This is a genomic window from Paenibacillus sp. WC2504 (assembly GCF_052682475.1).
Map to the genome: position 1 here is coordinate 4,331,115 of NZ_JBQZFH010000001.1, position 16,409 is coordinate 4,347,523.

Below are 16,409 nucleotides of genomic sequence, written 5' to 3' on the forward strand. Positions count from 1 at the left end.
GAAGATCGTGAATAAACTCGGGAAGCATGGCCCTATTTATCATCTGCCGCAGGTAGGAGACCCCCCTCCCCTGAGCGTACAATTCTTGGGGGTAAATTACTGCGAATCGGATTACTGCAATATTCGGGAGCTTGCGCAGGTAACTGTTATCGGCTTGGTACGTTCAGGACAAGGGACTGTTAAGGTTGGCAAACGAACTTCGACTGCACGTCGGGGAGACGTATTCATCCTCCCTGCTGGCTGCTACCATGAAGTTGCCTCAGACTCACAGAATGAGGAACAATGGAGCTACATATGGTTAAACATTAGCGGCAACTGGATTCTTACGATGCTCGAAGCTTATCAATTGCTTCCCCATATCGTCGTGCAAAATAGCGGGTTAGAACCTCTTTTTCACGAGGCTATCGACAATGCTAAGCACAAATCCGCCCAGGAGCTGCAAACTGAACTTCAGGTTAATCTTATGCGAATCATCGTTTGCCTTTCTGAGGTATTGCGAAAACAAGGCGATACTTTAACGTCAACGGTTCAATCTATCAAACAATTTCTGGATAACAGTGTCTTCTCTCCTTACGACACATCAGAACTTTCCTCTCAGATTGGTGTTTCTGCCAGACACATGAATCGTTTATTTAAAAAAGAGGTAGGAACGACCCTCTATAACTATGTCATTGCCAAAAAGATAGAATCCGCTAAACGCATGCTGGTCGACACTCAATTAACGATAAGTGAAATTGGATACAAGCTGGGATATGTCGATCCCCATTATTTTTCGAACCTGTTCCACAGCAAAACAAATGTGAGACCTAGTGACTTTCGCAAGAGATTTCGTGCAATTCAATAGAAATACCCGCGAGGACCTATTTCTTCGCGGTTTTTTTTGACTTTGAATGGGCACTTCATTCACTCAGCAGAGTAAGCTTACATGACATGTAAATTTTAATTGATCAAATGCTTCGGATAAGGTAAAACTATTATAATAAACTTTTTTAACTATACTTGATTATGAAGGCGGATGAGATTGTGATAGTACAGGTCGACAACGAAACAGTTGCAAGTGAATACGTACACGGCGTATACGAAACAGTAGTAAAACGTAATCCTCATGAGAAAGAGTTCCATCAAGCAGTGAAGGAGATTCTTGAGTCCCTGATCCCTGTTCTCTCCAAACATCCGAAGTATATGAAACATGGTATCCTTGAACGAATCGTCGAGCCAGAGCGCTTGGTCACTTTCCGCGTGCCATGGGTGGACGACCAAGGAGTTACCCATGTAAACCGCGGTTTCCGTGTGCAATTTAACAGCGCGATCGGACCTTACAAAGGTGGTTTGCGTTTTCACCCTTCCGTTAATGCAAGCATCATCAAATTTCTTGGATTTGAACAAACTTTCAAAAACTCCCTTACAGGCCAGCCAATTGGCGGCGGTAAAGGCGGCTCTGATTTCGATCCGAAAGGCAAGTCCGATAATGAAATCATGCGTTTTACGCAAAGTTTCATGACGGAGCTTTATAAATATATGGGGCCAGATACGGACGTACCTGCTGGCGATATTGGCGTTGGTGCGCGGGAAATCGGCTTCATGTTCGGTCAGTACAAACGAATTCGCGGTGCATACGAGGCTGGTGTTTTGACTGGCAAAGGGATTATCTATGGCGGCAGTTTGGGGCGTACAGAGGCGACTGGGTATGGTTGCGTTTACTTTGTAAATGAAATGCTACAATCCAAAGGCCTTAGCTTTAACGACAGCACTGTCGTTGTTTCCGGTTCAGGCAATGTGGCGATCTACTCCATGCAAAAAGCGATGCAGTTAGGCGCTACTGTCGTAGCTTGCAGCGACTCTAACGGCTATATCTATGATAAAATTGGAATCGACCTTGACACAGTGCGCCGTTTGAAAGAAGTCGATAGAAAGCGAATCAGCGAGTATGTCAACGAGCATCCTACAGCCACTTACCATGAGGGTTGTGACGGCATTTGGACAATTCCATGCGACATCGCTCTGCCAAGCGCGACGCAAAACGAGATCAATGAGGAATCGGCTAAAATCCTGGTAAGAAATGGCGTACAAGCTGTTGGCGAAGGTGCCAACATGCCATCCACGTTGGAAGCCATTGAGGTATTCCTGAAAGCAGGCGTGCTCTTCGGACCTGCTAAGGCAGCGAATGCCGGTGGTGTTGCCGTATCAGCGCTTGAAATGTCTCAGAACAGCATGCGTTACTCCTGGCAATTCCATGAGGTAGACGATAAGCTTCATGCCATTATGAAAAATATTTACAAAAGTGCTGTTCAAGCGGCAGAGGAATACGGCCACCCGGGCAATCTGGTTGTAGGCGCTAATATTGCAGGCTTTACTAAAGTCGCAGACGCGATGATTGCACAAGGTGTTGTCTAGACTCTCGAAGATCAGGTTGCCACATTAGCTGGCAGCCTGTTTTTAGTTTTCACGGAATGTCTTTATGAAATTTTTCTGGTCCTTCGTAAACTGATACCCTCGTCGCTCGTAGAAATGGTGAGCCTGTACACGAGTTGGATGCGATAACAGTTTTATCCCCGAATATCCGGCATCCTTTGCCCACTGTTCAAGACTTTCAATCAACATGCTGCCAATCCCTTGACCCCTGTACGCCACATTGACAACGAACCCCAGGATGTTTACTAGTGAGTCAGCAAACAGTAATTCGTAGGGACTGCCATGAATATATCCAATCACCTCGTTATGTTGTTCATACACAAAGATGACATCTTTTGTTTTGGTTGTAAGGGTGACTAACTTCTCTTTTACTTTCTCTTCCGTAAAGACAGATAGATTCGGATTAAAGTGTTGGTTCAACAAATAAATATCCTGATAATCAGAAATCCTAACTTCTCTGACATTCTTATCTCTCAACTTGAACATCTCCAATCTTCACATTCCGTGTCACATTTTCGCCAAATAAGGAACATCTCTATGTACTAGTTCGCCTTTCTTTTTCATTGACCTGCCCGCTCTGCATCTATCCATTTGACTTTTCTTTTCGTTGTTATCCGATCTCTTATCTTCATAATCGGCACTTCGTAATACCTGTGCATCAGATAAGTAAACGAAATCATCAGAATCAGAGAAAATGCCAGCAAATACAGGCTGTGGCCGATCCGACTTGTTGTATTTTCCCGGCTGAACCAGACAAAAATATTCCAGTGAAACAAGTAATAACCGTAACTTTGCGAGCTGATGAAGCGGAAAAAGGCTCGTAATTTAGGGAAATCATCCATTCTGGGAAGATGCACTTCCAGATAGGCGATTAACATCGCGATAAATAGCGAAACGAAAGTGAACAAGAACGTCCGGTTAAACCAGGAATGATCCATCGTTTGATTTTGAATGCCGGTGTAAACCAAGTAACCGCTGAAATAAGCCAGTCCGGCTAACGCAAGCAGCAAGGAAACTTTGCCAGCCAGAAACTTCTGGTAGACATTTGTATGGTACGTTTTAATGCCCGCCAGAATAACGCCGAACATGAGACTATCAAGTCGAAGCGGAATTTGTTTGCGTATCCCGAAATCCCAAACCGGCTGACTGACCGATACATGATAGATACGAAGAAGGAGCGGAATAATAAGGATAAGAGATGTAATCATGAAGAATGCGGCGGATTTATGCCGAAATTTTCCTGTAAAAAAGAGCGGTAGCGGGACCAGCAAGTAGAACCACTCTTCGATCGACAAACTCCATGAAATCGGCAAAAAAGATAAATCCTGTTCCTTGAAGTTTTGCAGAAAAATCAGATTCGTGACATCCACATGGTGATTAACAAATAAATAAGTCGTGACCACCGCAAAATAATACAGAGGCAGCGTCCGGAACCAGCGGCGGAAATAGAAATTCTTGAGTCCTAACAAAGTACCGTTATCCACGATATCACGCAACAAAATGCCACCGATTAAAAAGCCGCTTAAAACAAAAAACAACTCTACCGCCAAATATCCGGTCACATAATTGAGCGAGTTGAAGTCATGATACTTCATGAAAAAGAACCCGAGTCCGTGGCAAAATAAAACTAGCAAGATGGCAGTGCTGCGAACGATATCCAATCCGGCATTGCGTTCCATTCCCCTGCTCTCCTTCCATTAAGTTCAGTTATGTAATCGCTTACCATTTACTATATAGTAAATGGATTTTCAATATGTCAAAAATAGACCCCTAGCTGCGCGCTAAGGGTCTTCAGGTTAACTAACTTCGTCTTCCGTGCGTTTCTCCCTACGAAACTCGCGTGGTGGCATACCCGTGAATTTCTTAAACATTCTGTTGAAAGAATTAATGTTCTGATATCCTGAATTACTGGCGACATCCTGTATTCGCAGATCAGTTTCCAGCAGCATTTGCTGCGCCACACGGATTCGTACCCCATTAATATAATCAATGAAGTTTTCCCCCGTCTTCTCCTTGAAATACGTAGACAAATAGCCTCCTGTTATATGTAGGTGCTCAGCTACGATATCCAGCGTAATATCTTGAGCAAAATGCTTATTCACGTAGTCCACCACAAAATCAATGACTGGATCTTCATTTTTCTGATTACTTCGAATCTCCTCGCAGGCTGCAACAAGCAATTGACTGAAAAATTTGCGATAATGCCGACCCGAATAAAAGCTCTGACTCGTGCTCAATCCGGCGATAACGGGTTGGATGGCCCGTTCATCTAAACGCAGCACATGGAATGCTTTGCGTACCTTTTGGACAATATCAATTAAAAATTCTTGATATTGCAGCACTGTTTCACACTTGCGTTCCATAAGAGCAAGCTGGCGATCGAGCAGATGAAGCAACTCCTGTGTATTCCCTGCTGCCAGATTGCAGTCGAATTGCTGTTCTTGAGCAGACGTTAGCAAATGTACGGATTGACGACCAGCAAGCTGTCGCACAATTTGCGTATCCTCGTTAAGCTTCCGTTCTTGCAGCAGCTTAACCGTCTGCTCATAGGCCTCTGTGAAATCAAACGATTGAGGAAATGCCGGTGAGATCGCGATGGTTAGAAAATAAAAATCAGCATCATGAGCTACGACGTTCAGTAATTCAGCCATATAAGCATCCATACGAGAATCGTCAATCTCATTAATGACCGATAGCATTTGCCGGCTCTCGATCTGAATAGTTAAGGAAGCGGGGAATGCCTTTAGCAAGCTATGATTAATATACGTATAAATGCTGTAAGTTAACGGGCCTGGCTCTTCTTTCATTTCCTCCCAGAACCTATCTTTGTACGTAATCTCGTACACGACGAAACGATATTCCTGAGTGGAAATCATATCAATGGCTCCTGGAGAGCCGCTATATATTTTCTTTAGTTTATTTAAGTAACTGTACGACAAGAGTTGGATATTCTTTTGAGCCAGATCCGATTGAATCCTTGCATTCGTCTGCAGCATATCATCCAGTTTCTGACCGATTAACTTAAACTCGCGAATATTGCTCTTAAATCGAACATCCTCACCTGCTGACATCTGCAGCGTGGATACCAGCTGCTTAACCGGACGGTTAAAGCGAACACTGAACAGTACGGATATAACAACACTCACGATCAAGGAAAGAATGAGTAGAACTAATAATGTCACATTAAGTTTTGAAATCTGCTTCGAAATGCTTGCACTAGGTATGATATTTATATACGTGTACCCACTGTTCTGTCCGGTCTGATAAAAGTAATAGGTATTGTCACGCAGCAAATACGTTTTGTCTACCGGCAGTTCTGGAAGCTCCTCTCGATTAGCCAAACCTCCCGTTGAAAACAAAGGTAAACCCTGCTTGTTCAAGATTATGAAATTGGCGTTCACAGAACGATGAAAAGCTTCGAATAGCTGATTCGCATCCATCATGGCAACGATGTAGAAGTCATCATTTTGCCAGTGCTTAAGCACATAAGGGATGAACAATCCTTTGGTTGTCACATCACCTGCTTTATGAAAAGAATGCTCATAAAATTTGGACATGGGAAACATCCTGGCACTATACGTTTCGTTGAATTGCCTTTGCCAGAAAGAATCCGGGTAATCGGTGCTGGCATAGAACTTTTCGAACATAGATGTTCTGTCATTGGTCCCTATTCTGCTTAACGTTAGCGAACCTTCCTTGAAGACAATAATGGCATTGTCTACATAAATCAAAGGATTGCCAACAACCTTGATTATCTCCTGTTTGACCCTATCCAGCAGCGCATAACGAGCATTCCCGCTGGCCTTCTGAAGACGATCCACGTCATCGTTAAAATAAAGAGCATACATTTGCTTCTGAACGAGTTGAAAATGTTCCTCATATCTCTCTGAGGTAAATCGGATGTTCTGCGCGTTATAACTAATGATTTCATTCCTAATATTGTTCTGGAAAAACGTAAACGACAAGTAATTAAAAGACATAAGCAGCACAATGACAGTGAGAAAGCCTAGCAGCAAACGAATGAGCAAGGAAGACGTTCTAGATTGGACTCGCGAAAGTAAACGTATCCTACTCCCCTCCATATCTGTTTTTATGGTCTTTCCTATCTCAATGTATGTATTTATCATCTACGAAAAGTCTTACTTAAATAATACGGAAAAAAGCCTATTTTGCCTATTCACTTTTTCACGAAAACTTAACATATTTACGAATTTCATAGAAGAGGGGACAATTCGGAATTATTATGGATTACATTCTATACGAACGGTGCTATGCTAATTTCGAAATAACAAGAACATCAACACCTAGGAGTCGCCGGGCAATGACGAATGACAGCACTTTCAAGTACTCATGATCGGGGGGGGATACTCAAATGAATAAGTTAGACGCAGCTGGAGCAAATCCGGAGACTTCCTTACCGGGCGTTCCCGGTCGAACTGTTCTGATGTGGAGGAAGATCGCAAAAAGCAAGAGTTTGCTTCTCATGTTCTTACCATGCTTGCTGTATTATTTAATTTTTAAGTATTTGCCTATGTTCGGAATTGTCATTTCGTTCAAGGACTATAACCTGTACAAAGGGATATGGGCCAGTGAGTGGGTTGGTCTTAAGTATTATAAGATGTTCTTCCATAGTCCGGATTTTTGGATCATTTTGCGAAATACTTTTCTACTTGGCATTAATAAACTTATTTTCGGATTCCCTGCCCCAATTATCTTGGCCTTGCTTCTTAATGAGGTCAAGAACATGGTATTCAAACGATTTGTTCAAACCGTCAGTTATTTACCGCACTTCATCTCTAATGTCGTTGTTGCTGGAATGGTCGTTATGTTCTTATCTCCTTCTCAAGGATTTGTTAATCGTATGATTCAATCCTTTGGCTTCGAACCGATTCATTTTATGATTAAACCCGAGTTGTTCCGATTCATTTATGTTGGTTCAGAGGTTTGGCAGCATATTGGATGGGAGGCCATCATTTATTTGGCAGCACTTTCTTCCATTGATCCTTCCCTCTATGAAGCTGCTGATATAGACGGCGCCAGCCGCTGGAGGAAGCTTTGGAACGTCACACTGCCAGGAATATCCACGACCATTATCATATTGTTCATCCTTAATGTCGGTCGGGTGCTGGAAATAGGATTTGAGAAGGTATTCCTGCTGTATAACCCGGCCACCTATTCTACCGCCGATATTCTAAGCACCTATGTGTATCGTACAGGGCTCGTTAGCGGTAATTTCAGTTACGCTGCAGCTATAGATATGTTCACTGGAATTGTATGTTTCTTCTTCATCTATAGCACAAATGCACTAAGCCGTCGCCTATCACAAACAAGTCTGTGGTAATTCTTGAGGAGGATTCTTCCATATGACACGCTCCAAAATAACTTTATTTTCAGTCGTTAACATCGTCATCCTTCTAGGAGTTGTACTGCTTACACTCTATCCATTTATCTATATGGCCGCTGTTTCGCTAAGCAGCAACATTCATGTGCTCAAAGGAGAAATCAGCTGGTACCCAAAAGGCTTCAACCTTGACATGTATAAGGTCGTTTTAAAAGATCCGCGCATTGGCACCGCCTACTGGAATACCATTGTTTACGTCGTGTTGGGCACCACCCTTTCTCTTGTTATCACATCGCTAGGGGCTTACGCTCTTGCCAAAAAAGATATGGTATTCGGGCGTGGATTCACAATGATCATTATATTCACCCTATTCTTCAGCGGTGGGATGATCCCAACTTTCCTCGTTGTAAAAGAACTAGGCGTCATCGACACGGTCTGGGGCATGGTACTTCCTGGCGCTGTGAGCACATGGAATTTGCTCATTATGCGTACCTTCTTCTCCAATATACCAGTAGAATTAGAGGAATCGGGACAAATGGACGGACTGGGCAATTTTGGCGTTTTCTTCCGGATCGTTGTCCCTTTGTCGCAAGCGGTATTCGCCACAATCGGTTTGTTCTACGCGGTAGGATTATGGAACAATTTCTTGCTGCCGCTGCTATATTTACGAGATCAAGAGCTTTTCCCCTTGCAGGTCATTTTGCGCAACATCGTCCTTGCCGGACAATCGAACCAAGCGGACATTGCAGCAGTTGGCGATGCAAATGTTGTGCTGGAAGAACCGCTGAAGTTCGCAACGATCATGGTTTCCACAGTTCCCATCCTTCTCGCCTACCCTTTCCTGCAGAAGTATTTTGTCAAAGGCGTAATGATCGGGGCGGTCAAGTCTTAGCTATGCTGAGCAATACCCCATTAATGCTCAATGAGAAATTAGTAAAATGAAAAGGAGAGGTTCACGCATGAAGAAATGGACTACGACACTTGGATCACTATTAATCAGTGCCTCCATGTTGGTAGGCTGCTCAGGTACAACATCTACGCCAACAGCGACGGACGCAGGCAGTTCAACTAAGCCTGCAGTCAAGGCAGAAAAGCCCAAAAATACGTTTACCATGTTATTAGAGGTTCACCCGAATTGGCCGTATAACAAGGACTGGGTTGTCTGGAAGTGGATTGAAGAGAAAACCGGCGCCACTTTCAATGTTCAGCTTCCGTCTGGAGAACTGAAGGATACCATTAATCTGAATGTAGCTTCTGGTAACATGCCTGACATCACCTTCTTCAATCCTCGCGCAGATGCTGATAAATTTGGGCAGCAAGGGGTTCTCGCCAACATTCTGGATTATAAAGATGTCATGCCGAATTTAACAGCTTGGCTGAAGAAATACCCGGACATCGCGAAAGCTGCTTTGGCCGCTGACGGTAAAATGTACATGCTTCCCAATGAAGGCTTCGGTGAAACGAATCGAGTCATCTGGATGTATCGGGAAGATATTTTCAAGAAAAACGGGCTTAAACCTCCTGCCAATTATGAGGAACTGATTACTGTGGGCAAGAAGCTGAAGGAACTATACCCTAACAGCTATCCATTCTCCTTCCGAAGCGGAGCCAATCTTGGCATCCTTAACTTTGCCACCGCACAGTTCGGCACAATGAACGGTTTGTTCCAGGATGAGAAAACGGGCAAAGTTCGCTATGGTCCTATTGAGAACGAGTACAAGAAGATGATCGAGTTCTTCCAACGTATGCAAAAAGAAGGGCTTATTCCACCGGACTGGCTGACTTTCAACGTTCAACAATGGCAAAATGCCGTTTCTAATGACCAAACATTCATGATACTCGATTATATCGGTCGTCTCGATCTCTTCAACATCCCAATGAAAAAGACGAATCCTAGCTTCAATCTGGCATTCATGCCCCCTCCTGAGGGCGTACCCGGATTTAGTGTAAACCCTTATACGCACATTCTGGAAACAGGCATGACCTTCTCTTCCAAATCCAAGAAAGTCAAGGAAGCACTCCAGGCTTTCGATTGGTTTTATAGTGAGGAAGGTAAAGAATTGCTCAGCTGGGGCAAAGGCGACGAAGTGTACATCACTGAGAATGGGCAAAAGAAATTGCGCCCTGAATATCTGGATATAACCGATGTTCGTAAAAAGACGGGATTAGCGACGAATGGAACCTACACTTGGTTTAATTATGACGCTCATCTGATTCCTGCAACACAAGAACAGCGTAATGCCTATGATCTGGCCAGGAAACATGACAGTGTCTACCATGTGAGACCACAGTACATTGAAAGCGAGCTGTCCAATGTATCCTTGCTGCAAGCAGCCGTAGACAAGCACCGCAACGAGCAAATCACCAAATTCATACTAGGTCAACGCAGCATGGATGAATGGGATCAGTATGTTGCCGAAGCTAAAAAGATTGGTGTAGACGAGCTGATGAAAATCACTCAAACCGCGTACGACCGACTTAAGTAATACGCTTCTCTGTTAGTAGAATCAGTAAACAAAGAACGCCTTACCGGGAGCTGCCGCTTCCCAGTATGGCGTTCTGTTTAATCAGAGATAAGGAGAATGACAGATGAATTCACCCTTAAGTTTGACACAAGAGTTCACATCCGACGGGGCTTGGTGTTTTTTCGCCGATCCTCGTGCGCTCTACTATCAGGGTCAGCATCATAGAACGTATGTCGGCTGGTTGAATAGCACTGGAGATGTATGGATCGGCTGTTACGATCACCTCCTGGGAGCCTACGACACTTTCTTGATCCGTTCTGATCTTCAGCAGGATGATCACGCCAACCCATCCCTATACATAGACGAATCGGGGCATATCACGATCTTTTATTCCGCCCACAATGGGTCCAAGATGTACTATCGGACAACACGGTTGCCAGAAGACCTCTCCTCTTTCGGAGCGGAAATGCAGCTTCCTGCGAATACCGATGGGCATTTCGGCTACACCTACCCTACTCCAATCTATCTATCGGCGGAAAAAAGGCTCTATTTGTTCTGGCGTGGAGGCAATTTCAAGCCTAATTTCAGCGTGTCCTCGGATTTGAATCAAGGTGAATGGTCCCCGGTGCGCACGCTGATCATGGACAGCGGACAACGGCCTTACATCCGTTATGCCTCCAATGGGAAAGACACGATACATTTCTCCTGTACCGATGGACATCCGAACATTGAACCTTACAACAGTATTTATTATGCCCGTTACCGAGAAGGAGCCATATATCGGGCAGACGGCTCGTTAATCAAGCAATCTGTAGATTTACCGCTAGAACTAACCGAAATAGACAGAGTGTTCGACGGCACAAGTGCACAACGCAATGCCTGGATTTGGGATGTAGCCGAGGATGAGCAAGGCTATCCCGTCATCGTTTATGCCGTATTTGAGTCCTTGGAGGATCATCGTTACTACTACAGCCGATGGGATGGCGCACATTGGGTGACGAATGAGATCACAGCTGCCGGCCGTTGGTTCCCTCAAACCCCTGAAAGTGTTACAGAGACTGAGCCCTATTATTCTGGCGGAATTATTCTGGATCATTCCGATCCATCCATCGTGTATGTATCCCGGCAAGTACAAGGGACTTTCGAGATCGAACGGTGGTCTACTTCTAATCTTGGGGTCACGTGGTCATCTGCAGCTATAACGGCAAATTCTACCTCCCATCAAGTGCGGCCATTCCTGACTCGTGGAAGCCATGACGGACAAGCCATCCTCTTCTGGATGAGTGGAGACTATATACACTACACGAATTACAATACTTCTATAAGATCATTGATTCCTACTTCCAGTTAACCTCTTTACCTGATTGAGTTGGAAAAACTACCGTTATTCTAAGCTGGCTTGCAGCAGAGGCTCCCCCTCAGTCACTTGATGACTTTTGGGGGAGCCTCTTTGTCTTTGGTTATTAGTTCGCGAGCCATTCTTTCAAATACTTTGCCACAAACTTATCATCGTTTAAATGCGGATAATCCGCGTACATCCGGTCAATCTCCTCATCTTGGCCTGGAGATAATACCTCATTTGGGTTCAGACACCATGTCCCTTTTAACAATCCTTGACGGCGCAGAACTTCATGTATGCCCGGAATGCAGCCTTCAAAATGGTGCGCCGGGTCAAAAAACGCGGCGTTCGTCTCCGTTACCTCGATATTTCGAGTTAACCATTGTTTGTCAATCTGCCCAGCATTTCTCGCTTGCTTGATTTCCTCCAGCAGCTCGACAGCCTTTTGCGTCCAAACCGCCCAATGCCCTAGCAGCCCACCGACGATGCTTTTTTCCACAGGAGCACCATAGACTTGAAAGCGGTAGGTTGTCAGCAAATCGTTAACAATATTATCATCATTGCCCGTATATAGAGCAATCTCGTCACGACGGCTTGAATAGCAGACGGCGCGAGCAACATCAATCGTCTGGTAACGATTAAACGGCGCCATTTTGATCGCGACAATCCCTGGAATTTCGGCAAACTGCCGCCAAAAATCAAAGCTGAACGTACGCCCGCCTACCGATGGCTGCAAATAAAAGCCGATGACCGGCATTTGACCGGCCACCTCTCTCGTTCGCTCTAGAATATCCGCTTCCTTCCAATCCTGCAGACCGCCCATGCTAAGGAGCCCTGCGTCATACCCTAACTTAAGTGCCAACTCTGATTCTGCCAGAGCCTGCTTCGTAGGACCGCAAATCCCTGCTACTTTAATAAAAGGACGCTCTAAACCCGCTTTGTCTACTTCCTCTGAAGCCATTCGCAGCACCGGTTCCAGTAGATTGACGTCTTTATTACGAATTTCAAATTGGGTAGAATGTACGCCAACCGCTATCCCTCCAGCGCCTGCCGCCATATAATAACGGGTTAACGCACGCTGATGCTGTTCATCAAGCTGACGGTTTTCATCCAAAGCCAGAGGATGAGCAGGAATCACAAGCCCTTCATGGAGCGCCTGCAGCTTGGTCTGAGACAAGCTTCCGCTTAAATTGGAAGGCATTAGAATTTCCCCTGCCTTTCTTGGAAATGAGTTTCCTTATTCCAAGTTGCACCGTCACTTGCCACCCATTCGGCAATCCAATCCAACATTTGGAGAAGTGTCACCCGCGGATAGCCGAATAGTTGAAAAGCTTTAGAGGCATTATTTAACAGCGCATCCTCCGCTTCCTGCCCAACAATGACAGGTTGCGTGCCCAGCCGCTTACCAAATTCATGAGCGATCCAACGCATGGACATCGTTTCCGGGCCTGTTACATTCAAAAAATTCGGAGGACTTGAACAAATAGTCAGACTCCTCAGAGCAATTTCGTTGGCGTCTCCCTGCCAGATGCAATTCGCATGCCCCATGGTCACATCGATGGGCTTTCCGGCTTTTACCGCTTTGGCGACCTCCAGCAGCACACCATATCGAAGATCAATCGCATAATTCAGGCGATAGATGACCATCGGAATCTCATATTTCCGAGAAAAATATTCAAATATACGTTCACGACCTAGCGTTGATTGACCATATTCTCCAAGCGGAGATGGGGCTTGAGATTCTGTTGCACCGCCCTGGAAGACTGGGGTAAACGGATAAATATTTCCAGATGAAAAGACCACAATGCGGGAATGTCTAAATTTTTCCGCTACGCGTCCCGGCAGGTACGCATTCATTGCCCATGTGAAATGCTCGCGTCCCGTAGTCCCGAACTTATTGCCTGCCATGTAGATGATATTTTTCACATCAGGAAGTTTTTGCAACTGCTCATCATCCAACAGATCGCACGCAATCGTGTGGATGCCCTCCAGCTCCAGCTGCTCTTTCAAGCCAGGCTCCGAAAATCGCGAAACACCCCAAATTGTTTTTTCAACACCAGCTTTCTTCAACGCATTCCTAGCAAGTCTCGCTAAGCTTGGCCCCATCTTCCCGCCAATACCAAGCAGCATGATATCCCCATCCAACGCAGCCAGATCCTGAATTAAGGCTTCTGACGGCTCCGCAAGTTTGGCTTCCAATTCTTCAATTGATCTAATCATACCTGACCTCCTTGTGTAGATACTTGCGGTACTTGCAGCAGTCCATATGAATCTCGATCCACATACAAGGTGCAATCCGAATGTGTCCGCAAGATGGATGCCGGGCAGGAAGTAGATATGGGTCCGCGAAGTGTTTGTTCAACAGCAGCGCGTTTGGTTGGTCCTGGAACAATACAAAATAAGTGCGCGCCAGCCATCATCGTCGGTATGGTCAAAGTGAGTGCATGGGTAGGAACGGCATCGAAGTCCGGGAAACAGCCGTCATTGACCTGCTGTTTTCGGCAAGCAGCATCGAGTTCAACCGGTTTAATGATGAAGCTATCTTCAAAATCGGCCACAGGAGGATCATTAAATGCAATATGACCATTTTCCCCGATACCAAGGCAGATGATATCAATTGGCGCAACCGCAATCAGATCGCTATAGCGTTGACATTCCTGCTCAATAGTCGTAGAGCTCTGAATCAAGTGAAGCTCCCCGGGTTTAACTAATTTGAACAGTCTCTCTGATAAAAACTGACTGAATTTTTGCGGTGCATCATCGGGAAGACCGATATATTCATCCATATGAAATGCGGTAATACGAGACCAGTCGATGCCTTTCTGATTCACGAGTTCCGCCAGAAATTCATTTTGAGAAGGGGCCGCCGCAAAAATGATCCTTACTTTGTCTTTTCGAGACAGCAACTCTTTGATCTTCGTTGCTGCCTCTACGGCAGCTGCAGCCCCCATGATTTGGCGATTTTCAAAAACTTTCACTTTAAGATGCTTTGCTTTCTCTTCTTTCAGCGACGGATGGCTAAACAGCTTTCTTAATCCCTCTAGGGATTGCTTGGTCCCCTCCATTTTACTGCCGCCAGGAGGAATGTAATGAGTCTCTATGACATATAGCCCCTTGTATCCCTCGTTCTCCAAATCATGAATTTGTTGCACGTACGGAACTCTACCGGAGCCGATTGGCACGCAGGAGGGCTTGCCGCCGCTTTCGATCAAGGCATCTTTCAAGTGCACATGGGCTAACAGATCTTTCACTTCGTTATACACTCGGGGATAAGACCAGATCTCTCCCAAAGCTTCATTGCCGGGATCCCATAAAGCTTTCAAGCTTGGAGAGTTGACCTTCCGAATAAGCTTAGCTACTTCGAAAGAATAACCTCCGTTGCAGGAGCCCTCATTCTCTAACAACAAAATGATGTTGTGCCGTGCAGCAATTTCAGCTGCTTTTTTTAAGTGGCCTGCGACTTCATCTTCGTACTGCTCAGGCTCTTTCTCACGCCAAAAGGAAAAAATCCGAATAAGGCCAGTGCCAAGTTTCTCAGCAATCTCAATTGTTCGAGCAAGCTTTTTAAAATGAGCATCAACACTCTCCTCCTCCTGCCCGAACCTGTCCCCGGCTTCAACAGGCCGAGTTGGATCAAGTGCGCATTTAAATAAAGGTGAAGCCAATGCAGATATGTGCAGGCTTCGATTATCGACTTCTTGACGAACCCGCTCTACCTGCTCATCCGTCAGATTGGCTACATTTATTCCGTCCACCATGCGAACTTCCACGTATTTCAAGCCTTCGGCTTGTATCCAATCCAGCGCTTCTATGAAATCATGGCTTACTTCATCGCTAATGACGCCAAGTCGGTCCCATATCATAAGTTATACACTCCTTCAATAATACAGATTGTATGTTCAGCAGAAGATAGTTTAGAGCTTGACCGTTTTCCCAGTTGCCCGGCTTTCGTTCGCCGCTTCCAGAAAGCGAATGATTTCAAAAGTTTCTTGAGGATCAATTGATGGCGTTCCTGATTGGAACATGGCTACCGCCGCCTCGACTAGGCCGGCATATTTTGGTTTCGGATGCTTGTCGCCATCAACGAATTCCGTTTTGTTCACGCGATGGATGACAGCCCCAAACGTTTTATTTCCCTGTCGGTTGCCGCGAATTGTCCCAATTCGGCCATCCTCCCAATCACCGACGGCCAGTTCATGGAACTCGCTCGTGCTTGCGGTCACCTGCACACACCCTTTGCCCATTATGCGATACAACATTTCGGCGGCGTGAATCCCGTACCAGAACAGACCTGGCTGTGTTGGCTGGAGTTCTGCAGGTCCGTAGCAATCGGCGCCAATAATATCAGCACTATTCTCTGAAAGGGAATCAACCAGCCCTTGTTCATAACGCAGCGAGGATGCACTCATCAACGGCACGTGATACTCGGCCGCCAACTGTACGATTTCCTTCGCATCAGAGGTCGAAACGGCAAACGGTTTATCGATGAACACCGGCTTCCTGAAGGGAGCAATTTTACGAAACTGTTCCAAATGAACGCGTCCGTCTACAGAAGTTAGTAAGATGGCATCTGAACGTTCCGCTACTGCCTCTGGAGAATCAAGCAGCTGTACACCGTGCTCGTCCCGAATCGCACTTGTGAACCGCTCCAACCTCGAATAGCTCAATTCAAAATCAGGCGATCCGCCGGGAAAAGCATAAGTAACTTTCCCTCCGGGAACATGAAACTCATGATCTTGCTCGTTTAGCAACTTAGTGAAAGCTGTGCAATGGGAAGTGTCAAGTCCGATCATCCCAATAATTAATGATTTTGGGTTAGTCATAACAATCAGCCCTTTCTGTGCTTTTCAGC

The 16,409-nt window shown here is 45.4% G+C and carries 13 protein-coding genes; 6 read left to right on the forward strand and 7 right to left on the reverse strand.

Annotation, left to right across the window (positions count from 1 at the left end; translation table 11 throughout):
• The first annotated feature begins 7 nt into the window (after positions 1 to 7).
• Positions 8 to 844: an AraC family transcriptional regulator gene (locus tag ACUN27_RS19475; protein ID WP_445559457.1), complete on the forward strand. Its 837-nt coding sequence runs from the start codon at positions 8 to 10 to the stop codon at positions 842 to 844.
• 179 nt (positions 845 to 1,023) lie between these two features.
• Positions 1,024 to 2,394, forward strand: a complete 1,371-nt coding sequence (gene gdhA, locus ACUN27_RS19480; protein WP_445559458.1) for an NADP-specific glutamate dehydrogenase — start codon at positions 1,024 to 1,026, stop codon at positions 2,392 to 2,394.
• 42 nt (positions 2,395 to 2,436) lie between these two features.
• On the opposite strand, the gene ACUN27_RS19485 is transcribed toward gdhA, so the two are convergent.
• The 3 genes from ACUN27_RS19485 to ACUN27_RS19495 all read right to left on the reverse strand — a co-directional run bounded on the left by ACUN27_RS19485 (position 2,437) and on the right by ACUN27_RS19495 (position 6,440).
• Positions 2,437 to 2,889: a GNAT family N-acetyltransferase gene (locus tag ACUN27_RS19485; protein ID WP_315950130.1), complete on the reverse strand. Its 453-nt coding sequence runs from the start codon at positions 2,887 to 2,889 to the stop codon at positions 2,437 to 2,439.
• An 83-nt stretch (positions 2,890 to 2,972) separates the two neighbouring features.
• Positions 2,973 to 4,091 (reverse strand): acyltransferase family protein, encoded by a 1,119-nt coding sequence (locus ACUN27_RS19490; protein WP_445559459.1) that lies wholly within the window; start codon positions 4,089 to 4,091, stop codon positions 2,973 to 2,975.
• A gap of 117 nt (positions 4,092 to 4,208) precedes the next feature.
• The gene (locus ACUN27_RS19495) at positions 4,209 to 6,440 is read right to left on the reverse strand and encodes a helix-turn-helix domain-containing protein (protein WP_445559460.1); all 2,232 of its coding nucleotides are present in this window, start codon (positions 6,438 to 6,440) and stop codon (positions 4,209 to 4,211) included.
• 416 nt (positions 6,441 to 6,856) lie between these two features.
• Here ACUN27_RS19495 and ACUN27_RS19500 point away from each other — a divergent pair, with 416 nt between their 5' ends.
• The 4 genes from ACUN27_RS19500 (at position 6,857) to ACUN27_RS19515 (ending at position 11,569) form a co-directional block, all read left to right on the forward strand.
• Positions 6,857 to 7,753, forward strand: a complete 897-nt coding sequence (locus ACUN27_RS19500; protein ID WP_315950409.1) for an ABC transporter permease — start codon at positions 6,857 to 6,859, stop codon at positions 7,751 to 7,753.
• Between the two features lie 22 nt (positions 7,754 to 7,775).
• Positions 7,776 to 8,645 (forward strand): carbohydrate ABC transporter permease, encoded by an 870-nt coding sequence (locus tag ACUN27_RS19505; protein WP_315950125.1) that lies wholly within the window; start codon positions 7,776 to 7,778, stop codon positions 8,643 to 8,645.
• Positions 8,646 to 8,712: 67 nt separating this feature from the next.
• Positions 8,713 to 10,239, forward strand: coding sequence for an extracellular solute-binding protein (locus ACUN27_RS19510; RefSeq protein ID WP_315950124.1), 1,527 nt, complete (start codon positions 8,713 to 8,715; stop codon positions 10,237 to 10,239).
• Positions 10,240 to 10,342: 103 nt separating this feature from the next.
• Positions 10,343 to 11,569 (forward strand): BNR-4 repeat-containing protein, encoded by a 1,227-nt coding sequence (locus ACUN27_RS19515; protein ID WP_445559461.1) that lies wholly within the window; start codon positions 10,343 to 10,345, stop codon positions 11,567 to 11,569.
• Positions 11,570 to 11,681: 112 nt separating this feature from the next.
• Here ACUN27_RS19515 and ACUN27_RS19520 read toward each other — a convergent pair whose 3' ends face one another.
• Genes ACUN27_RS19520 through ACUN27_RS19535 form a run of 4 tightly spaced genes read right to left on the reverse strand, consistent with a single transcriptional unit; the run spans position 11,682 to position 16,380 of the window.
• Positions 11,682 to 12,758, reverse strand: a complete 1,077-nt coding sequence (locus ACUN27_RS19520; RefSeq protein WP_315950121.1) for a dihydrodipicolinate synthase family protein — start codon at positions 12,756 to 12,758, stop codon at positions 11,682 to 11,684.
• Positions 12,758 to 13,774 carry an NAD-dependent epimerase/dehydratase family protein gene (locus tag ACUN27_RS19525; protein ID WP_445560647.1) on the reverse strand — a complete coding sequence of 339 codons (1,017 nt, stop codon included), beginning with the start codon at positions 13,772 to 13,774 and terminating at the stop codon, positions 12,758 to 12,760. The genes ACUN27_RS19520 and ACUN27_RS19525 overlap by 1 nt, the downstream gene beginning before the upstream one ends.
• The gene (locus ACUN27_RS19530; protein WP_445559462.1) at positions 13,774 to 15,420 is read right to left on the reverse strand and encodes a TIM barrel protein; all 1,647 of its coding nucleotides are present in this window, start codon (positions 15,418 to 15,420) and stop codon (positions 13,774 to 13,776) included. The genes ACUN27_RS19525 and ACUN27_RS19530 overlap by 1 nt, the downstream gene beginning before the upstream one ends.
• A gap of 51 nt (positions 15,421 to 15,471) precedes the next feature.
• A complete protein-coding gene (locus ACUN27_RS19535) occupies positions 15,472 to 16,380 on the reverse strand; it encodes a Gfo/Idh/MocA family protein (RefSeq protein WP_445559463.1) in 909 nt (302 codons plus the stop codon).
• Between the last annotated feature and the right edge of the window lie 29 nt (positions 16,381 to 16,409).